This window comes from Carnobacterium maltaromaticum DSM 20342, from assembly GCF_000744945.1.
GTDB classification, from domain to species: domain Bacteria; phylum Bacillota; class Bacilli; order Lactobacillales; family Carnobacteriaceae; genus Carnobacterium; species Carnobacterium maltaromaticum.
In genome coordinates this window covers 857,016-877,103 of record NZ_JQMX01000001.1, presented here as the reverse complement: position 1 = coordinate 877,103, position 20,088 = coordinate 857,016, and the positions used below count along the sequence as shown (strand labels likewise).

Sequence of the window (20,088 nt, the reverse complement as noted above, 5' to 3'; positions counted from 1 at the left end):
AGTATCAAGATGGTCAAGTTTAAAAATAGTCTATGGATTAGGCTAGTACCATCAGTTTCAAAAAGCAGATAGGGGCGGATAAACATGCAATTTGATTCAAAGTTTAACCAGTTTTTAAAGATCCTAGTAAAGCAAAAAGAAATTAGCGGGATTACAGCTTTAGCTAATCGCTCTGGTTTATCAAGGCGAATGATTTATTATTACATTGAAAAACTAAATGAACTTCTTCTGGCTCTTGATAGTTCGATACTTGAAAAACAAGCACGGGGAGTTTTACAATTAAGTAGTCAGCAGCAAAGAAAAATTAAGGAGTGGTTGAAAAATCAAAAAAAGCAAGACTTTATTTTAACCATTAATGAACGGCGTGTGATTGTGACAGTACTGATTTTAATTGAGAATCAAAAATGGCAATTAAATCATTTTCAAGAATTGTTTTTAGTTTCAAGAAATACAATTTTAAAGGATATTCAGTGGGTTAAGGAACATTTTGCTGTTTCAGAAATACAATTAAAAAGTACAAAAGCAAAAGGCTATCATATTATTGTAGATGAATTAGAGCGACGTCAACTGATTTATCAACAGTTATATTTAATTGAAACAGGACAAAAAGAAGCTTGTTTTGATTTTTTATTAGGAGCATTAGGCTATGAAAATCTAGAAATTTTAAAGGAAACGATTATTGAGCCAATAAAAAAACTTATTGAAAAGACGAAGGGATCATTAGGAAAAGAGTTAGCTGCACAAGATATTCATATTTTATCCAAATTAATTTTTATTTTGAAAGATAGAAATACTAAAAATTGCATTCCAAAATGGACAGATGGAGAGGAGTTTCTAATTAAAGAACGTTTAGAATATCAAGTTGCTAAAAAGCTGTTAGTTAAAATTGAATTAATAGTTAAAATCAACTATCTTGAGGAAGAAGCTTTATACTATGGCATGTTGCTATTGTGTATTGAAAAGAACACAGATGCTCATTTTAGAAGCAATCCTTTTGAAAATTTAATTTATTTAACAGAAAATCTCGTGACCTTATTTGAGCAAATAGTGGGATTATATTTTCATGATCGAGAAAATTTAATTAAAAAAATTCAAACACATTTAAAAGTTCTTTATTACCGGCATGTATTTGATATGCAAATGCCTAGTTATTGACTAGATAATGTTTCTACTTATTATCAAAAAGCTTTTCGATTAACCGAAAAAGTCAGTAATTTAATGAAGTCTGATGTGGTTTTTCAACATAGCTTTCCAGATGGTTTTTCAAAAGAAGAGTTAGCTGAAGTTGCTCTATATTTTGAAGAGGCCATCCTAAAGGAACAAACAAAGCAATATGTTCCCCAATTAATTATTGTTTCTGATTTTCCTGATGTGCTGAATTCCTTATTGGAAAACCATTTGCGTCAACTGCTTCCCAATGTGTCTATTGTAGGTATTTTAAAATCAGATAATGCCCATTTTTATTCTGGAAAAGTCGATTATTGTATTTCAACAAATACGAACTATGTGCATAATCAAGGTGAAACCGTTATTGTATCTGTAATTTTAACGAAAGAAGAAAAAATACGCATCAAAAAAATTGAACAATCCCATGGTCGCTATTTAAAAATGCGAGATAAAATTAAACAGTTAATGAATGATTACCAGTATTTAACGAATCAAGAGGATTTTATTGCAGAGTTGTCTCACGTGTTGGAACAATCAGAAAAAAACAGTGTAGAAACACAACATATTGAGTTGATTGATTTCTTAAAGAATCCTTTTTTTTGCTGTATTAAGCAAGAAGTCGGCTCATTAACTGAAATGATGTCTTGGCTTTCTGGGCCTTTAATCGAAGAAAAATATATTCAACCAACGTATACACAACAAGTTTTAAAGGAATTAAAGGAAGAAAGGTTTATTTTTTTATACCCTAAAGTGTTATTGGTTCACACTGATTACCGCTTTGGATCGATGAAACCAGGCTGTAGCTTTCTCTATTTGAAGACACCGTTTGTATTGAGTACTAATGAGCAAGTCCAATTTGTCCTATTTTTAGCAACGGAAGAAAACATGGGACATGTACCTTTGTTGTTTGAATTAGATCATTTATTACAAGGTTCTTTTTTGCGCCAGTTAAAAGAAAAAAACTCGTTTAAGGAGGCAATAGCAAGTATAGATTGGTAGTTGAAAAGAGCACGTGAAATGATGTGCAGTAAAAATAGCAACGGAAGAAAGATAACGGACAAAATTCCTTTGACAATTAGGCTAAAAGAGCATAAAATCTGCTTGCTTTTTTAATGATTATCGTGTAAAGTTTAGGTTGTGCAAAGCACATGACCCTTACTTGGTTCTTCGAGTCACCAACGAACTACTCAGTAAGTGGCAAATCTAATAGGAAGAGGTGTTTAGAAATGGCAATTTCTAAAGAAGACAAAAACGTAATCATGAAACAATATGCAACTCACGAAGGAGATACTGGTTCTCCAGAAGTACAAATTGCTGTATTAACTGCAGAAATCAATCACTTAAATGAGCATGCACGTGTTCACAAAAAAGATCATCATTCATACCGTGGATTAATGAAAAAAATTGGTCACCGTCGTAACTTATTAGCTTATCTACGTAACAAAGATGTAGCTCGTTACCGTGAATTAATTCAAAGCCTAGGCTTACGTCGTTAATCTCGTATGCTGAAGTTGAAGCGAGGTTCATAAGAATCTCGCTTCATTTTGTATGTAAGTAAAAATAGAGAAGCTAATTTCAATCACTCAATTCCAATATCCTACTATGCAAATGTAAGACGTTCCCATTCACTGTTTACATTTGTTTAGTAGCTCGTGTGTATTGTGAGGAAATAAATTAGTAATCTTTAAAAACAAAGGAGACATGTAAAAAATGACAGAAAAACAAATTTTTACAAAAGAATGGGCTGGCCGGACATTAACAATTGAAACTGGACAATTAGCAAAACAAGCCAATGGTGCTGTTTTAGTTCGTTATGGTGATACAGTTGTTTTAACTGCTGCCGTAGCAAGTAAAAAAGCAAAAGATGTAGATTTCTTTCCATTGACTGTAAATTACGATGAAAAAATGTATGCTGTTGGGAAAATACCTGGTGGATTTATTAAACGTGAAGCTCGTCCAAGTGAACGTGCAACCTTAACAGCTCGTTTAATTGACCGCCCAATTCGTCCTATGTTCGCTGAAGGTTTCCGTAATGAAGTTCAAATTACAAATACGGTTATGTCTGTTGAGCAAGACTGTTCACCAGAATTTTCAGCAATGTTTGGTTCATCACTTTCATTAGCTATTTCTGATATTCCTTTCAATGGACCAATTGCTGGTGTTGATGTTGGACGTATCAATGGTGAGTATGTCATCAATCCAACGATTGAACAAAACGAACTGTCTGATATTCATTTAACTGTAGCTGGAACGAAAGACGCAATTAACATGGTTGAAAGTGGCGCTAAAGAAGTGTCAGAAGAAGATATGTTAGGTGCTTTAATTTTTGGACACAATGCAATTAAAGAATTAGTCGCATTCCAAGAAGAAATTCAAGCAGCAGTTGGTAAAGAAAAAATGGAAATTCAATTATTACAAATTGATGCTGAATTAGAAAAAGAAGTTAACGATAGCTACCAAGCAAAAATGGTTGCAGCGATTCAAACAGAAGAAAAATTAGCCCGTGAAGAAAACATTGAAGAAGTAAAAGATATAGCAATTGCCTTTTTTGCTGAAAAATATGCTGATTATGATGAAGCAGCTCGTATTCAAAAAGAAATCAAACAAATTGTTGAAGATATGGAAAAAAATGAAGTTCGTCGTTTAATTACGGTAGATAAAATTCGTCCAGATGGTCGTAAAGTAGACGAAATTCGTCATTTATCATCTGAAACGGGTATCCTACCACGTACACACGGTTCAGGATTATTTACTCGTGGTCAAACACAAGCTTTATCTATAGCAACTCTAGCGCCACTTGGCGAACATCAAATTATTGATGGACTAGGACTTGAAGATAACAAACGATTTATTCACCATTACAATTTCCCACAATATTCTGTTGGAAGTACTGGACCAAGCCGTGGACCTGGTCGTCGTGAAATTGGACATGGAGCTTTAGGAGAGCGTGCGCTTTCAGAAGTTATCCCTTCAGAAGAGGATTTCCCGTATACAATTCGATTAGTAGCAGAAGTTTTAGAATCAAATGGTTCTTCTTCTCAAGCAAGTATCTGTGCCGGAACGTTAGCTTTAATGGATGCTGGTGTACCAATCAAAGCTCCAGTAGCGGGGATTGCGATGGGTCTAGTTAAAAATGAAGATAACTACACTGTGTTAACAGATATTCAAGGTCTAGAAGATCATTTAGGTGATATGGACTTTAAAGTTGCTGGAACAAAAGACGGAATTACAGCCTTGCAAATGGATATTAAAATTGATGGAATTACGCAACAAATTCTAGAAGAAGCTCTAACTCAAGCTAAAAAAGCTCGTTTAGAAATTTTAGAAGAGTTAGTTTCGACAATTGCGGAACCTCGTCAAGAATTAAGCCCATATGCGCCTAAGATTGAAATGATTAAAATTAATCCAGATAAGATCAAAGTGGTTATTGGACGTGGTGGCGATCAAATCAATGCGATTATTGAAGAAACTGGCGTTAAAATTGATATTGATCAAGAAGGTAATGTAAGTATTGCATCTACTGAAGCTGATATGATTAAGAAAGCTAAAACAATTATTGAAGAGTTAACTAGAGAAATCAAAGTTGGCGAAATCTTTGATGGTACTGTAAAACGTATTGAAAAATTTGGTGCTTTTATTGAAATCATAAAAGGTAAAGATGGTTTAGTTCATATTTCTGAATTAGCAAATGAGCGCGTTGGAAAAGTTGAAGATATTCTAGCATTAGGCGATAAAGTAATGGTTAAAGTTACTGAAATTGATAATCAAGGAAGAATTAACTTATCACGTAAAGCTTTGCTTAAAGAAGAAGAAGCTAAAAAATAAATTATATTGAAGTGAGCAACTTGAAGGTTTTCCTTTAAGTTGCTTTGTCATGGTTCTTGTTGCTTTAGCAACTTAGAAACATGATACACATCCATCAAAGATGGACTGTGTTCCTTTTTTTATGCATCGACTAAAAGGGGACGATCTAATCCGAAAATTTTGGTTTGATGTGGTTTGGTAAATTCATTTGCATGTAATTGATTAATTAAGCTTAAAAAAACGGAAATTCCAATTAGGAATTTCCGTTTTTTTATTATTATATATAACCATTTAGTCCACGGATTGAAATTTCACCAGCAAGTAAAGGTGTAGATTCAGTATCACCATTAAATTTAACAATCAGTTGTCCTGCATTATCAATCGTAATCGCTTGTGCTTGCCTCGTTTCTTTAGAGCTGATAACGTGGATATCTTTTCCGATGACAGCCGAATGTTCACGACAAATAGTTAGAAATTTTTCCGTCGAACCTGTTTCAATAAATTCTTGATAGAGATGTTCAAATTGATTTAAAAATGCACTAATTAATTGATTGGGATCAATTTTCTGTCCAAGTTGCAAAGCAAAGGATGTAGCTTTTTTTTGTAATTCATCAGAAAAATCAGTTATGTCTAAATTAGTATTTATGCCGATTCCAACAACTACATAATGAATTTCTGTTAATTCGGCGCTCATCTCAGTTAAAATACCACAAAGTTTTTGCCCGTTAACTACAATATCATTTGGCCATTTAATCTTAACTGGTAAGATAGGTTCACTTGCTAAGACAAAGGCAGCTGCAACTATCTGTGTGATGAGGCTTGCATTTGTTGGAGAAATTGATGGGGTTAACGTGATTGACAAGGCAACTGATTTACCTTTCGTAGAGTTCCAGGTTCGTCCTAATCGTCCACGCGCCCCGATTTGTTCTTCTGCAATTAAGACATTTCCATCAATTGGTGTTACGTCAGCCAACTGCTTGGCTACTGTATTTGTTGAAGAAATAGTTGGTAGAACGGTTAGATGTTTCCCAATAAATTTGGTATTTAATTGAGCCGAGATTGCTACTTTACTAACTGGAGGTTGAGTAAAATAGTAACCACTTTTCCCTTGGGAATGTATATCATAGCCTTCTTCTTTTAAACTTTGAATGGCTTTCCAAACGGCAGTTCTTGAAATTGTTAGTTTGTCACAAATTAATTGCCCAGAGATGGGCTCTGGATAGGCTTCTTGAATAAAGGCTAAGACCTTTTCTTTAGTCGTTGTCATAGTTAGAAAATTCCTTTCAATTCAAACATGTATGATTTTATTATAACAGAAAAAGCACTGAAAAAATTTTTCTTTAGATAAAAACTACCTACAAAGTCATCTTGTGGTATGCTTAATAAAGAATGCTTGAACTAACTCCTCGAGAAAAAGATAAAAATTCGAGGTGGCAAAAAACGCCACATCAATTTTTGCTATTTTCTTATCGGAGCTAATCGGCTCAACGAGCTTTTTATTAGAAAGTAAGGGAGACAAGAAAATATGATTAAACTAATTGCTATTGATATTGATGGAACACTTTTAAACAGCCAACATAGATTAACACAAAAGGTCATAGATACCATTAAACGCGCTAAAGCACAGGGTGTCAAAATTGTTTTATGTACTGGAAGACCGATTGTGGGAATTCTACCATACTTAAAGAAGCTAGACTTGTTGGATTCTACTGATATTGCTATTACTCAAAATGGGGCATTGGTGCAAGAAACGGCGAGTAAAAAAGTTTTATCTCATTTGACGATTGAGTTGGAGCAATTGAAAGAAATAGAGAAGTTTTCTAAAACACAGAAGGCACAACTAACTTTCTTTGATGATAAAAAAATGTATACGCTACATCCAGAACCAAACAAGCTGCTTTTTGATGATGCAAAATTATTGCATACAGAGCTGACTGTGATTGATAAGAAAGATCTTTCATCAGACATGCTCCTAACAAAAGCGATGTTTTTAGGCGATTCCACTGAAATTGATCAATTACTTTTAGATTTACCGCCGTCATTTTACGATGAATTTTATTGCGTACGGAGTGTTTCGTATAATTTTGAATTTTTAAATCGAGGAGCGAGTAAAGGGGAAGCTTTAAAAGTATTGGCGGAGTCATTGAATTTAAAACCTGAGAATGTAATGGCAATTGGAGATGCTGAAAATGATCGCAGTATGTTGGTGTATGCTGGATCAGCAGTCGTTATGGAGAATGCTTTGTTAGAGATTCAGGCTTTAGCTACTTTTGTTACAAAATCAAATGACAACGATGGTGTTGCATTTGCGATTGAAGAATTAGTGTTGACCAAATAAAAGAAGAGGTTGGGATTTTCCCAACCTCTTCTTTTATAGTTTGAAGCCATTTTAAAAGTAGTTCACTGACTTCGCTTTGTTGTTTTTTATCAGAAATACTGGCTTTATTATCTCCTTTTTGAGGACCATAGCTACCAAATCCTGCATGATTTCCCCCATCAATTACTTGGAAATCGGTTTTAGCGGGTAATAATTTTTGGCTAGAGTGATAGCTTTCCCAGTTTAACACACCATCTTTAGAGCCAGTAATGGATAAGACTGGTAGTTCTGTTGCGTTTAAGGCTCCTTTTTCATCGGGATAACTGGCTAAAAAGAAAACACCTTTTAAATTATCAGAAGTTTGCTTTTTAGCAAAACGGCTAGCCATCACACCACCTAATGAATGTCCGCCAATCACATACGAGTCGATTGCATACTTGTCAATGATTTTTTCAGCTTTATTTGCTCCGAGGACGGCCATATTAAAAGGTTGGTGGATTAAATAGGTTTCGTAACCAGCCTTAGCCAATTGATGAGCCCAGATACTGTAACTTGTTTCATCAACTAGAGCTCCTTGATAAAATAAAACAGCAGGATTATCTGTCTTTTTTTGGGGTGTGAAGATTAAAGCATCTTTTGTACGAGTAACTTTAACATTTTCACTGGTTTTTGCTGCTGCTAAAGCTTCATCGCTAGGCGAGTACGTTTTATTTTGGATTACTAGCAAACCGATTAAAGCTAAACTAATCAGTGTCAATATAATTATTAGGCTGATTTTGTATCTACGTTTCATTTGTTTTCTCCTTTTTGATTTTATTTCATTAGAAAATAGAAGATAATCTATTCAATTAATATTAACATAAAAAGTGAAGTTTGGTAGGATTTATGCTGATTCTATGGTAAAATATTAAATGGTAACTTTTTATTCTTAAAATGTTTCTTTGAGTTGGTACTAGAGTCAATAAGTTGGAGTCAAGGTAGCGTTTATTGTAGCTCAATAGTGAATTTAATCAGCAAACTTTCCTTCATTCGAACGAAATGAGAAATAGCTACTAAATACAAATAAAAAGTGAAAACACGAGTAAATAAAAATAATGAATTAAATTAAAGGGGCTGTATGTATGAGTGGTTATCAAGTAGCAGTTGTAGGGGCAACGGGTGCTGTAGGTACAAAAATGTTAGAAATGTTAGCAGAAGCAGATTTTCCAATTGCAGGAGTTAAATTATTAGCTTCAAAACGTTCTGCAGGGAAAGTATTACTGTTTAAAGACCAAGAATTAGTGATTGAAGAAACAACTGCTGAATCATTTGAAGGCATTGATATTGCATTATTTAGTGCAGGAGGATCTGTTTCAAAAGAGTTTGCTCCAGAAGCTGTCAAACGCGGCGCTGTTGTCATTGACAATACAAGTGCTTTTAGAATGGATTTAAATGTACCTCTAGTCGTTCCGCAAGTGAATGAATTAGCTCTAAAAGAGCATCAAGGTATTATTGCCAATCCAAACTGTTCAACAATCCAAATGATGGTTGCTTTAGAGCCTGTCCGTAAAGCTTATGGATTAAGCAGAATTATTGTTTCGACTTATCAAGCAGTTAGTGGTGCGGGAGTATCTGCGATCAATGAATTAAAAGAACAATCGCAAAAAATGCTAAACGACGAACCTGTTGAAGCACATATTTTACCTTGCGGTGGCGATAAAAAACATTTTCCAATTGCTTTTAACGCTTTGCCGCAAATAGATGTTTTTAGTGACGCTGGTTACACCTATGAGGAATGGAAAATGATGAATGAAACGAAGAAAATTATGGCAGATGAAACAATCAAAGTTGCTGCGACTTGTGTTCGTATTCCTGTTGTATCAGGTCATTCAGAATCTATTTACTTTGAAGTGAAGGATGAACTAGCAACTGTTTTTGGTATTCAAAATGAACTAGAAAAAGCTCCAGGAGTAGTGTTGCAAGATGATCCAGCAACACAGTTGTATCCAACAGCCTTAACATCTGTTGGGAAAAAAGAAACATTTGTTGGACGGGTTCGTAAAGATTTAGATGATGACTTAGGTTTCCATATGTGGGTTGTATCAGACAATTTACTAAAAGGTGCAGCTTGGAATTCAATTGAAATAGCAGAAAGTTTACATCGCTTAGATTTAGTGCGAGTACCTAAATAAAAATAGATTCATAAATGCGAGAGGATGATTGTTTTTGGAAATTGCAACAGCACAAATTATGACGGCAATGGTCACCCCTTTTAACGAAAATGGCCAAGTTGATTTTGCTAAAACAGCCACATTAATCGAATACTTGTTAGCTAATGGAACTGAAGGATTGATTGTTGGAGGAACAACAGGTGAATCTCCAACATTAAGTCATTCTGAAAAGCTTGAACTGTACAAAAAGACAGTTGAAATTGTTCATGGTCGAGTGCCAATTATTGCTGGAACAGGTTCATTTAACACAGCAGAAACCATTGCCTTTACAAAAGAAGTTGCAGAAATTGCTGGAATTGATGCTGCTTTGGTAGTAGCGCCTTACTATAATCGCCCTAATCAAGAAGGCTTGTATCAACATTTTAAAGCTGTAGCTAAAGCAAGTCCGCTTCCAATTATGATTTATAATGTCTCTGCTAGAACAGGGGTCAATGTTGAAGTTCAAACAACGTTGCGTCTATCCTTACTAGAAAATGTGATTGGCATTAAAGAGTGTGCAGGTTTGGAAGCGATGAGTGCCATTATTGAAGGAAGTGAGCCAGACTTTTTAGTTTATACCGGCGAGGATCATCTTGCTTTTCCAACAAAATGTATGGGTGGTGCAGGAGTTATTTCTGTTGCTAGTCATGTTGTAGGAAATGAGATGTCAGAGATGTATCGACTTTTAGATAACGGCTTATTAGCTGATGCTGCACGTATTTATCGTATGTTGTTACCGAAGATGAGTATCGTTTTTAGTGTTCCATCTCCAGCGCCAGTAAAAGCTGTCTTAAATCAGCAAGGAATCTCTGTTGGCGGTGTACGTTTACCGTTAGTAGAATGTACAAAAGAAGAAGAAATGACTATTTTTAATCGTTTAGAAATAAATAGATAAGCAAGAGAAATAATATTTTAGAGGTGAAGAAATGAGCGACATCAAAATTATCCCGCTTGGCGGTGTACGTGAGAATGGAAAAAATATGTACATTGTCGAAGTGGAAGAAGAAATATTTGTCTTAGATTGTGGTCTCATGTATCCTGAAAATGAGTTGTTAGGAATAGACGTTGTCATTCCTGATTTTAGTTATTTAGAAGCTAATGCAGACCGTGTGACAGGAGTATTTTTAACTCACGGCCATGCAGATGCTATCGGAGCATTACCGTACTTTTTACAAAAATTCAATGTTCCAGTATTTGGAACAGAGTTAACCATTGCATTAGCAAAACTTTTTGTGAATAAGGACAATTTAGTCAAAGGCTTTAAAGATTATCATGTCATTGATGACAAGACGGAGATTGATTTCGGAAATGCAGTTGTGAGTTTCTTTAAAACAACGCATACTATTCCTGATTCAGTCGGAATTGCACTTAAAACTTCAGAAGGCACAATTGTTTATACAGGAGATTTTAAGTTTGATCAAAGCGCAACACCGATGTATCAGTCTAATTTTGGTAAAATCAGTGATATTGGCGAAAGCAATGTCTTAGCTTTATTAAGTGATTCAGCTGAAGCAGAAGGATCTGTTGAGAATGCGAGCGATTTAAAAATTGCTGGTGAAGTCTTAGATACATTTAGAAATACAGACGGTCGGATTATTGTGGCATGCATCGCTAGTAATATTATGCGTGTACAGCAAGTATTGGATGCTGCTCACAAATCAAACCGCAAAATTTTTATTACAGGTAGAGATTTAGAAGAAATTGTCAAAACGGCTATGACATTAAATAAAATCCAATTACCAAGTGAAGAGTTAATTGTTTCTGTTAAAGAGATTGATAAATACCCAGATGATGAAATTGTGGTATTAGAAACAGGTAATCTAGGTGAACCGATTCAAAGCTTACAAAAAATGGCTATTGGCAAACATCGTCAAGTCAACATTAAAGAAGGGGATTTAGTTTATATTACAACGACAACCTCTACAGCAATGGAGACGACTGTGGCTAAAACAGAAGATATGATTTACCGAGCTGGTGGAACAGTTAAACAAATTTCAACCAACTTGAAAGCTTCTGGTCATGGAACAGCAAAAGATTTACAACTAATGATTAATTTATTAAAACCAACTTACTTTATTCCAGTTCAAGGAGAATATCGTCGTTTGGCAGCCCATGCTGATTTGGCACATGAAGTGGGTATTCCTCGTAAAAACATTTTTATCCCTGGCAAAGGGGACGTAATGGAGTATACAAAAGGTAGAATGCGCATGGCTGGTCAAGTTGAAGCGGGTAACACGATGATTGATGGAATTGGTGTGGGGGATATTGGAAATATTGTTTTACGTGATCGTAAGCTCTTGTCTGAGGATGGAATCTTCGTAGCAGTGGTTACAATCAGCCGTAAGCAAGGTAAAATCATTTCTGGTCCAGATATTACTACAAGAGGTTTTGTCTACGTTAGAGCCAACGAGGACTTGATTAAAGAAAGCAATGAAATTGTTAAAAAAGTCGTTGAAGATAACTTGAGTCGTAAAGAATTTGAATGGAGTCGCTTGAAGCAAGAAATTCGTGAGTCTTTAAGCAAATATCTCTTTGAAAAAACTCGTCGACGTCCAGTGATTTTACCAATCATTATGGAAAGTAGCTATCGCAATACAAAACGAAATAAAGAAAGCTAAAAAAAAAGTAGTAAGATTTCTTCTCGATGAGGAGGAATCTTACTACTTTTTACTTATTTCAAATCTTCAATTGAGTTGATGTTTTCCATATATGTTGGTACAACAAGCCCAAGCTTAGCGCCTTCAAGATTAATACCTAAATCTTCAATATCATCTTTATAGTCTTCATAAAAAATTCCAGCTGTGTTTGGTAACCAAGCGGCAACCATAGCATCAGCCGCATTTGTGGCAACAGATGCCCACATTGGTTGAATTTCCATTGCTTGAACAGTTGTGTCATACCCAACTTCATTTAAAGCCAAAGCAACCACATTAGTTGAAGCAATTTCTGAATCCCAGGCAACATACGTCAATTTAATTGGATTTCCATCGACTTTTTTAAGATCTTTTGTCCATTCTTCCAATTTTTCTGGATTGGCTTTTAACCAATCAGCAGCAGCTTTTTCAGGATCAACGCCTTCATTGACTTGTAGCATGACATCAGCCATTTCTTCAGGAGTCCAATAAAAACGATCAAGGACTTCATAAGCAGTTGGTTCATCTTTTTTCAAATCCTTACGAACAATTGTATGAATATTCTCAGCCTTACCGAAAGAACCTTTTGGATCTTCTAAGAATTTTAAATCAAATTTTGTAAACATCCAATGAGGCGTCCAACCTGTTACAACGATTGGACGTTTATCTTTAATTGCTTTTGCTAAAGTACTAGTCATTGCTGCAGTTGAACTAGGTTGAAGTTGCCAATTATTTTTATCTAGTTGATAGTCACTAATAGCTTTTTCAGTACTAGACATAATCCCAGCACCTGCATCAATCCCAGTAATTGTATAATTTATTTGTTCTCCTACTGGCTTTTTAGCATCATACGGAGATAAAACAGACGCACAACTGGCTAAAAAGAAAGGGAAGATCATTAGTAGGAGCAATGTTTTAATTTTTTTCATTCTGATTCTCCTTAGTATAGATTGTCTCTATTTACTACGTTTATCTTTTGTAAATGCTTGAGTGATACGGTCTAAAATAATGGCTAAAATAACAATTGCTAAACCTGCAGCAAATCCGTTACCAGCATCATTTCGTCCAACAGCAAAGTAAACTTTTGTTCCTAAGCCCATGGTCCCAATCATTGAAGCAATAACAACCATAGATAATGAAAGCATCATACTTTGGTTAATTCCTGCCATAATGGTGGATTTAGCTAATGGCAACTCAACTTTGAACAATTTTTGCCAAGCTGTTGATCCAAAAGAATCAGCGGCTTCGTCTAGTTCAGTTGGTACTTCACGAATACCTAAATTGGTCATTCGAACAGTTGGAGGCATTGAGAAGATAACAGATGCAACAACCCCAGGAACCATACCGATTCCGAAAAATGCTACAGCAGGGATTAAATACACAAATGCTGGCATTGTTTGCATGAAATCTAAAATAGGACGAATAATTTTTTCAGCCCAACGGCTTTTAGACATCCAAATGCCTAGTGGAACTCCAATAATTAAAGCGATAAAGCTACTAGTTAAGACTAATGTTAATGTTTGAGTCATATCACGCCAAAAACCTAAGTTCCAAATAAACAATAAACCTAGCAAGCTAAAACTAACAAGACCCCATTTTTTTCCATTTCGATTGACATAGTAAACACCTAAAACAACGACTACTATGAAAAGCCAAATTGGTAAGATATCAAAGATCCATTGGAAAGCTCCAGCAATACTGGCGATAATAATAGAAATAAAATTGAAGAAACCTTCAAATTGAGTTAAACTTTCAACCAATTGATCAATCCAATTGGCAATTGGTAATGTTGGGATATTATCCATGTTGCTCCACCTCGTTTCCTGCTAATGCAGCTAATACAGAACCACGAATAATAATTCCTCGTAGCTTTTTATTTTCAACTACAGCAATTGGAACGTTCATAGTTGAAACTGTGTCAAGTAAGTCACTAATGGCCACATCTGGCTCAGTTGTAGCGACATCGTTATGAATAATACCTTCTAAAGAATTTTTCTGTTCTTGAATCGCAGCTAAAACTTCATTAGCATGGACTATTCCGATTAATTCTCCATGACGGTTTACCACAAACAGACTAGAAAGATTTTCATCACGCATTCGTTTTAAGGCTACCCGAGGTCCGCTCTTTTCAAGAGAGACTGTTGTCGGTTCAATCATGACATTGGCCGCAGTTAAGACTTTAGAACGGTCAACGTCCTCAATGAATTTTTCAACATAGTCATTTTCAGGAGTCGTTAAAATTTCTTCTGGCGTTCCAGATTGAACAACTGCTCCGTCACGCATAATCATAATTCGATCACCGATACGTAAAGCTTCGTTTAAATCATGTGTAATAAAAATGATGGTTTTTTGAACACTGCTTTGCAAATCTAACAACTGATTTTGCATATCTTTACGATTTAAGGGATCTAATGCTGAAAAAGCTTCATCCATTAAAAGAATATCAGGGTTATTAGCTAATGCCCGAGCTAGTCCAACACGTTGTTGCATCCCGCCAGATAATTGATCAGGATATTGGTCTCCGTATCCATTTAAGCCAACTAAATCCAAAGCTTCATTGGCTTTCAAGGCACGCTCTTCTTTTTCAACCCGTTGAATTTCAAGACCATATTCAGCATTTTGTAAAATAGTCCGATTAGGAAAGAGTCCAAAGTTTTGAAAAACCATACTCATACTTTTACGACGTGTTTCACGTAATGTTTTTTTATCCATCTTAACTAAGTCTTGATCATCTAAAAATATATCTCCAGAAGTTGGTTCAATTAAACGATTAAGCAATCGGATTAATGTAGATTTACCACTACCCGAAAGTCCCATAATAACAAAAATTTCTCCTTCTTCAACAGAAAAACTAACATTATCAACCCCAATGGTTGCTCCAGTTTCTTTTAGAATTTCTTTTTTCGACTTATTGTCTTTTAGCATTGCTAAAGCTTTGGCACTTTTTTTACCAAAGACTTTTGTTAAATTTTCGACTCTAATCTTCGACAAATTAAAATCCTCCTTTGTTATTTTGTTGACTATGAGCTTAATTTAGCTCAAAGCAAACATTGTTTTTACTCCCTAGTCGATACGAATAAAATAAAATGATTTTTCAATCAGCCATAAACAAATTTTGAGTATGGAAATTTAAAATGATTATTCTTATTTTATTATTTCGCTAGAAAATAAAGTGTGATTTTACATAAAAAAATACCCGTTCCAAAAGGCATGGTTACTATTCTAACATTAATTTAGGTAAAATGAAAATAAATTTGCTTTCAAAAAAAATGAATAACAGCGCTATTCATTGCTATGATAGGCTCAATAAGAGATTTAAAAAAATTTAATAAAAACTAAGATATCGCTTACTTTTTGACAATTTAAATGCAAAGAGTATCTGTTAAAAAATCAATCTGATTGAAAAGTAACGAGAGGATTGATACACTATAAAGGCAGAAAAAGAAAGGGTGCTAAAAGAAAAATGAAGCTAGATAAAAGCCTAATAATAGATAAAACAAAACAATTTGTTTACGAGGAATTGATAAATGAACCAAGCGGTCATGACTGGTGGCATATTCAACGCGTTGTGAACACAACAAATACAATCGCAAAAGAGGAACAAAAAATGCAATCCGTTGATTTGTTTATTTGCGAAATGGCTGCGTTATTACATGATATTGCAGATGAAAAGTTAAATGAGAATGCTGCAGCAGGTGAGAAACGAGTACAAGAATGGCTGAAAAAAAATAATGTTTCCCCACTAGATCAAGCAGCTATTTTAACCATTATTCTGAATATGTCTTATAAAGGTGGAACAAATAAAGTTGAGTTAAAGACAATCGAGGGAAAGATTGTTCAAGATGCAGACCGACTGGATGCTTTGGGAGCAATTGGAATTGCTCGCACTTTAGCCTATTCAGGTCATCATGGTCGACCGATTCATGATCCAAGACGAGTGGCAAGAGAAGATATGACACTAGAGGAGTATCGTTCTGGAGAGGATACTGCCATTATGCATTTTTATGAAAAGTTACTAAAGCTAAAAGAATTGATGAAAACTGAAACAGGGGAAAAATTAGCTATAGAGCGCCACAATTATATGCTTCATTTTTTAGACCAGTTTTATGGGGAATGGGATGGAGAACGTTAGAAGTAGCATGCTTACCATTAAAGTTTTTAATAGGCTGCCTACTACTCAAAAATAAAGTTTCGTCTTTTTTAAATAGTAAAGCAGTTTTTTGTTCATCTTTCTTATTACAAAAGCTACTATAATAAGATTATTTAAATAAAGTGAAATTTGAGGGGGATAATGATGGTAAGTATCAGATATGTTCAAGATAAAGACAAATCTTTTTGGTTTAAATTAGACAAGCATATATCGGAAGTAGAATTCGAGAAGAAAGTTAGAGATAAAAGGGGATACATTCTAGTAGAAAATAAGATTCCAATTGGACTACTAAGATATAATCTTTTTTGGGATAATACACCTTTTTGTACAATGCTTTTTATCGATTGGGAATACCAATATAAAGGCTATGGAAGAACCCTCATGGAATTTTGGGAAAAAGATATGGAATCATTAGGTTATGGAATGGTTCTGACATCTACTCAAGCAGATGAAACTGCGCACTGTTTTTATAGAAAAATAGGATACCATGAAGCTGGTAAATTGTGTATTGATATTCCTGACTATGAACAACCTATTGAACTATTTTTTATTAAAATGATAGGATAAATTTAATATCTCTTCAGATAAAAGCATCTTTTAAAAGTATCTTTCCAAGCAATCTTCAAAAGTTTCAAATTATTTTGAAAAGGGCTTTGGAAGGATTTTTTTGACTGGATGAGTTGGGAAAATTTATCGAAACTCAAAATGGTAGTAGCTGATATTTATCTAAGAATAATAAATTGAGTAACTTGACGCAAACTTAGCTTTGCTCTTGACCTTCATCTACATAGCAAAATTAAGAAAGCTTTAAGAAAGTTCACTAGTAAATACTAAAAAAAATAAGTTATGATAGAACCAGAATAAAGGAAGATAGTGGAGGAAATCAGATGAAAGAGTATACGGTTTTGGTTGTGGATGATGATAAAGAAATTAGAAAAGCGATTGCTATTTATCTGCAAAATGAAGAAATAACTGTGATTGAAGCGGAAGATGGTTTAGTCGCTTTAAAAAAATTAGAAGAAAACGATGTTCATTTAATCCTATTAGATGTCATGATGCCTAATTTAGATGGCATTATGACAGCCTACCGAATTCGCGAAAAAAAATTAAATGTGCCGATTGTGATGCTTAGCGCTAAAAGCGAAGACATTGATAAAATTCATGGGTTGCAAATTGGGGCAGATGATTATATTACCAAACCTTTTAATCCACTTGAATTGATGGCACGAGTAAAATCTCATTTGCGTAGATATATGACATTAGGTGTTTATGAAATAAATGATGATTTAATTGAGGTACGTGGTTTAAGCTTGGATCAAAATGCCAAAAAAATTACAGTTGATGGCCGTGAAATTAAAATGACGCCCACAGAATTTAAGATTACGGCTCTCTTAATGGGGCATGCGGGAAAAGTTTTTTCTATTGATGAGATTTATGAATCTGTTTGGCAGGAACCTAGCTTTAATGCGGATAATACCGTTTCTGTTCATATTCGAAAAATTAGAGAGAAAATTGAAGTCAATCCTAAAAATCCTAAGTATTTAAAAGTGGTTTGGGGAGTGGGGTATAAAATTGAAAAATAAATTTCGTACAATTATTTTCTGGTTATTGCTAACGTTTAGTGTATGTTATGCTGTTGTTCCTTTGCTTAAGTGGAACGCTGAACCAACTTCAAATAGTCCAATTGGCTCTTTTAGTCAAAACCCTGATGAGCTCTATGGCAATGATCAGCCGACAACGATTAACATGATCTACAGTGATCACTTTTATAAAAAATTACTAAAAGATCCTGAAAAAAATCTTGTCGTCTCAAATGATCAAATGGATGCCTATCGTTTTTTTTATGGGGATTTAGGTACACAGCTGGCTGATATTGACCAACAATATCAAGACCTACTCGTGAACGCTGTTAACGAGAGAAATCAAACTGAAATTGAGCGCCTCAATAATGAAAAAAATGTAAAGCAAGCTGCTATTATGAAAAATTTTATGGATGATGATGCACTTAGAGAAAAAATCAAAAAAGAAAAATTAATTTATTTGCAGAAAAACAAAGCCGAGTTAACGGATCAATACAAAAATGAACTAAAGGATGTTGACGAAAGTTTTTATTATTATTTAGTTGATTCAAACGGAGAAGTTTATACAAACTTACCCGAAAAGCAAGTACTGAAAAGTATTGATGAAGCGCAGAAAGTCATTAAATCTAAAAAAACAGAAGAGCTTCAAAAGATTGATGAATGGGCTTATGTAACGAATAATATCTTTGGTAACGAACGAGATCTATTATTTCGTGGAGATGGCAATCAAGTTGAAATCAAAGGGGTAGCAGCAGTAAAAGCAAATTCTCCTGTATCTAATGATAAAAAAAGAATGGAGCAATTGAACAAACGTCGTTTTTGGAAAATTGGTTTTGGAGTACTAGCAGGTTTAATTGCTGTAGTAATGGGCATTAGTAATTTAAAAAAAGCTGTATTGTTTCCAAAGCTACACAAAAAATACACTAAAGTTTCATTAGATATCCGCATTTTAGCTTTAGTAATGTTTAGTTTTATACTTTATATGACAGCTATTGAAGCATACTGGGGAACAAAAATATTTTTCGTAGTCAGTTTTATAGTTGTAGCTTGTTTAACAACGCAAGTCCGCTATTTAGTTGAGAGTATTCGGAAAAAAGAATTGAAAAAGCAATGGAAGAACAGTTTTTCAGTAAAAATCGGTCAATTTTTTGTAGCTGTATTTTGTAAGCTTTCAAGTCCAAGTCAAATAATCGGCTTGATTTTCGTTTATTTAGCAACAGGTTTTGGTATTCCGGTAGCTTTACTGGCTACATTACGCTATGGATACTTTTCTATACTCTTATATGGCGTATTATTCTGTTTAATATCCTTGCCAATTACAATTGGAGTGATAAAAAGCTATTTAAAAATGAAAAGGTTAAGTCGGCAACCTCGGGCTATTTTAAATCAGCTTGATGCGGAGGAATATCCACTGGAAAATCAACATTTACCAGAACTTGAAGCAGATTTAAAGAAAATAAAAACCATTGTCTTAAGCTCTGCACAGAGACAAGTCCAAAGTGAAAAATTGAAAACAGAATTAATTTCTAATGTCAGTCATGATTTACGAACACCTTTAACTTCAATCATTAGTTATGCTGATTTACTTCGCCAAGGGACGAATACAGAAGTTGAAAAAGAACATTACATTGAAATTATTAATCAAAAAGCTGGACGAATGAAGCACTTGATTGACGATTTATTTGAAGTTTCTAAAATGTCAACTGGTGAAGTGATACTGGAAAAAAGTGAAGTTAATTTAGGCCAGCTTTTACAACAATCAATTGCCGAATATACTGAAGAATTTGACAAGGCTGATTTACAACTAAGGGTCTCTAAGGGATTAGAGCCAGTTTTAATTAGTCTTGACGGAGAACGAATTTGGCGCGTATTAGACAATATTATGGGAAATATTGTGAAATATGCACTTCCTGGCACAAGAGTCTATATGAAGTTAACCGATGGTCCGGATTTTGTTCGTTTAGTCTTTAAAAATATTTCTAAGTATGAGTTAAATGAGGAAGCGACTGAACTTGTGGAACGCTTTAAACGTGGAGATGATTCTAGAAATACCGAAGGATCAGGATTAGGTCTAGCTATTGCCCATTCAATTATTGACTTGCATAAAGGGAAGTTTGAGATTATCGTAGATGGAGATATGTTTAAATTGGTGATTGATTTGCCTAAAGAAAAATTAAATGAAGAAATTAACTAAATGTTAGAAGAAAATCAAGTTGGGCAAAATGTCTAACTTGATTTTTAGTTTAAT

The 20,088-nt window shown here is 34.4% G+C and carries 17 protein-coding genes; 12 read left to right on the top strand and 5 right to left on the bottom strand.

Annotated features, from left to right (window positions below; all coding sequences use genetic code 11):
* The first annotated feature begins 84 nt into the window (after window positions 1-84).
* The 4 genes from BR77_RS04150 (at window position 85) to pnp (ending at window position 4,992) form a co-directional block, all read left to right on the top strand.
* Complete coding sequence (locus BR77_RS04150) at window positions 85-1,155, top strand: BglG family transcription antiterminator (protein ID WP_035064028.1); 1,071 nt, start codon at window positions 85-87, stop codon at window positions 1,153-1,155.
* Between the two features lie 63 nt (window positions 1,156-1,218).
* Complete coding sequence (locus BR77_RS04145) at window positions 1,219-2,166, top strand: BglG family transcription antiterminator (RefSeq protein ID WP_035064025.1); 948 nt, start codon at window positions 1,219-1,221, stop codon at window positions 2,164-2,166.
* 227 nt (window positions 2,167-2,393) lie between these two features.
* Complete coding sequence (rpsO, locus tag BR77_RS04140; protein ID WP_010054155.1) at window positions 2,394-2,663, top strand: 30S ribosomal protein S15; 270 nt, start codon at window positions 2,394-2,396, stop codon at window positions 2,661-2,663.
* 214 nt (window positions 2,664-2,877) lie between these two features.
* Window positions 2,878-4,992 carry a polyribonucleotide nucleotidyltransferase gene (pnp, locus tag BR77_RS04135; RefSeq protein ID WP_035064020.1) on the top strand — a complete coding sequence of 705 codons (2,115 nt, stop codon included), beginning with the start codon at window positions 2,878-2,880 and terminating at the stop codon, window positions 4,990-4,992.
* Between the two features lie 256 nt (window positions 4,993-5,248).
* Here the strand turns inward: pnp and BR77_RS04130 are convergent, their stop codons facing one another.
* Complete coding sequence (locus BR77_RS04130) at window positions 5,249-6,238, bottom strand: biotin--[acetyl-CoA-carboxylase] ligase (RefSeq protein WP_016356413.1); 990 nt, start codon at window positions 6,236-6,238, stop codon at window positions 5,249-5,251.
* Between the two features lie 258 nt (window positions 6,239-6,496).
* On the opposite strand from BR77_RS04130, the gene BR77_RS04125 reads away from it, so the two are divergent.
* The gene (locus BR77_RS04125; RefSeq protein ID WP_035064017.1) at window positions 6,497-7,309 is read left to right on the top strand and encodes a Cof-type HAD-IIB family hydrolase; all 813 of its coding nucleotides are present in this window, start codon (window positions 6,497-6,499) and stop codon (window positions 7,307-7,309) included.
* Here the strand turns inward: BR77_RS04125 and BR77_RS04120 are convergent.
* A complete protein-coding gene (locus tag BR77_RS04120; protein WP_015076170.1) occupies window positions 7,245-8,081 on the bottom strand; it encodes an alpha/beta hydrolase in 837 nt (278 codons plus the stop codon). The genes BR77_RS04125 and BR77_RS04120 overlap by 65 nt on opposite strands.
* A 328-nt stretch (window positions 8,082-8,409) precedes the next feature.
* On the opposite strand from BR77_RS04120, the gene BR77_RS04115 reads away from it, so the two are divergent.
* From BR77_RS04115 to BR77_RS04105, 3 genes are read left to right on the top strand one after another with little or no spacing between them, the layout of a single operon-like run.
* On the top strand, window positions 8,410-9,459 hold the full coding sequence (locus tag BR77_RS04115) for an aspartate-semialdehyde dehydrogenase (protein WP_010049493.1): 1,050 nt from the start codon (window positions 8,410-8,412) through the stop codon (window positions 9,457-9,459).
* A 34-nt stretch (window positions 9,460-9,493) separates the two neighbouring features.
* Window positions 9,494-10,372 carry a 4-hydroxy-tetrahydrodipicolinate synthase gene (gene dapA / locus BR77_RS04110; RefSeq protein ID WP_015076173.1) on the top strand — a complete coding sequence of 293 codons (879 nt, stop codon included), beginning with the start codon at window positions 9,494-9,496 and terminating at the stop codon, window positions 10,370-10,372.
* 31 nt (window positions 10,373-10,403) lie between these two features.
* The gene (locus tag BR77_RS04105) at window positions 10,404-12,095 is read left to right on the top strand and encodes a ribonuclease J (RefSeq protein ID WP_010049496.1); all 1,692 of its coding nucleotides are present in this window, start codon (window positions 10,404-10,406) and stop codon (window positions 12,093-12,095) included.
* Between the two features lie 53 nt (window positions 12,096-12,148).
* On the opposite strand, the gene BR77_RS04100 is transcribed toward BR77_RS04105, so the two are convergent.
* Genes BR77_RS04100 through BR77_RS04090 form a run of 3 tightly spaced genes read right to left on the bottom strand, consistent with a single transcriptional unit; the run spans window position 12,149 to window position 15,101 of the window.
* Entirely contained in the window at window positions 12,149-13,039 is an 891-nt protein-coding gene (locus BR77_RS04100) for a glycine betaine ABC transporter substrate-binding protein (protein ID WP_010049497.1), read from the bottom strand.
* A gap of 27 nt (window positions 13,040-13,066) precedes the next feature.
* Entirely contained in the window at window positions 13,067-13,915 is an 849-nt protein-coding gene (locus BR77_RS04095; protein WP_015076174.1) for an ABC transporter permease, read from the bottom strand.
* Entirely contained in the window at window positions 13,908-15,101 is a 1,194-nt protein-coding gene (locus BR77_RS04090) for a quaternary amine ABC transporter ATP-binding protein (RefSeq protein WP_010049501.1), read from the bottom strand. The genes BR77_RS04095 and BR77_RS04090 overlap by 8 nt, the downstream gene beginning before the upstream one ends.
* 472 nt (window positions 15,102-15,573) lie before the next feature.
* Between BR77_RS04090 and BR77_RS04085 the strand changes: the two genes are divergently transcribed.
* The 4 genes from BR77_RS04085 (at window position 15,574) to BR77_RS04070 (ending at window position 20,034) form a co-directional block, all read left to right on the top strand.
* Window positions 15,574-16,242 (top strand): HD domain-containing protein, encoded by a 669-nt coding sequence (locus BR77_RS04085; protein ID WP_016356414.1) that lies wholly within the window; start codon window positions 15,574-15,576, stop codon window positions 16,240-16,242.
* Between the two features lie 159 nt (window positions 16,243-16,401).
* The gene (locus BR77_RS04080) at window positions 16,402-16,827 is read left to right on the top strand and encodes a GNAT family N-acetyltransferase (RefSeq protein ID WP_229251839.1); all 426 of its coding nucleotides are present in this window, start codon (window positions 16,402-16,404) and stop codon (window positions 16,825-16,827) included.
* Window positions 16,828-17,147: 320 nt separating this feature from the next.
* Entirely contained in the window at window positions 17,148-17,843 is a 696-nt protein-coding gene (locus tag BR77_RS04075; protein WP_010049508.1) for a response regulator transcription factor, read from the top strand.
* On the top strand, window positions 17,833-20,034 hold the full coding sequence (locus BR77_RS04070) for a sensor histidine kinase (RefSeq protein WP_015076178.1): 2,202 nt from the start codon (window positions 17,833-17,835) through the stop codon (window positions 20,032-20,034). Before BR77_RS04075 ends, BR77_RS04070 begins: the two co-directional genes overlap by 11 nt.
* Window positions 20,035-20,088: the final 54 nt, after the last annotated feature.

Excerpts from the sequence above, each read along its gene's own strand:
- BR77_RS04150 (WP_035064028.1), top strand. The coding sequence starts at position 85 with ATGCAATTTGATTCAAAGTTTAACCAGTTTTTAAAGATCCTAGTAAAG.
- BR77_RS04145 (WP_035064025.1), top strand. The coding sequence starts at position 1,219 with ATGAAGTCTGATGTGGTTTTTCAACATAGCTTTCCAGATGGTTTTTCA.
- rpsO (WP_010054155.1), top strand. The coding sequence starts at position 2,394 with ATGGCAATTTCTAAAGAAGACAAAAACGTAATCATGAAACAATATGCA.
- pnp (WP_035064020.1), top strand. The coding sequence starts at position 2,878 with ATGACAGAAAAACAAATTTTTACAAAAGAATGGGCTGGCCGGACATTA.
- BR77_RS04130 (WP_016356413.1), bottom strand. The coding sequence starts at position 6,238 with ATGACAACGACTAAAGAAAAGGTCTTAGCCTTTATTCAAGAAGCCTAT.
- BR77_RS04125 (WP_035064017.1), top strand. The coding sequence starts at position 6,497 with ATGATTAAACTAATTGCTATTGATATTGATGGAACACTTTTAAACAGC.
- BR77_RS04120 (WP_015076170.1), bottom strand. The coding sequence starts at position 8,081 with ATGAAACGTAGATACAAAATCAGCCTAATAATTATATTGACACTGATT.
- BR77_RS04115 (WP_010049493.1), top strand. The coding sequence starts at position 8,410 with ATGAGTGGTTATCAAGTAGCAGTTGTAGGGGCAACGGGTGCTGTAGGT.
- BR77_RS04105 (WP_010049496.1), top strand. The coding sequence starts at position 10,404 with ATGAGCGACATCAAAATTATCCCGCTTGGCGGTGTACGTGAGAATGGA.
- BR77_RS04100 (WP_010049497.1), bottom strand. The coding sequence starts at position 13,039 with ATGAAAAAAATTAAAACATTGCTCCTACTAATGATCTTCCCTTTCTTT.
- BR77_RS04095 (WP_015076174.1), bottom strand. The coding sequence starts at position 13,915 with ATGGATAATATCCCAACATTACCAATTGCCAATTGGATTGATCAATTG.
- BR77_RS04085 (WP_016356414.1), top strand. The coding sequence starts at position 15,574 with ATGAAGCTAGATAAAAGCCTAATAATAGATAAAACAAAACAATTTGTT.
- BR77_RS04080 (WP_229251839.1), top strand. The coding sequence starts at position 16,402 with ATGATGGTAAGTATCAGATATGTTCAAGATAAAGACAAATCTTTTTGG.
- BR77_RS04075 (WP_010049508.1), top strand. The coding sequence starts at position 17,148 with ATGAAAGAGTATACGGTTTTGGTTGTGGATGATGATAAAGAAATTAGA.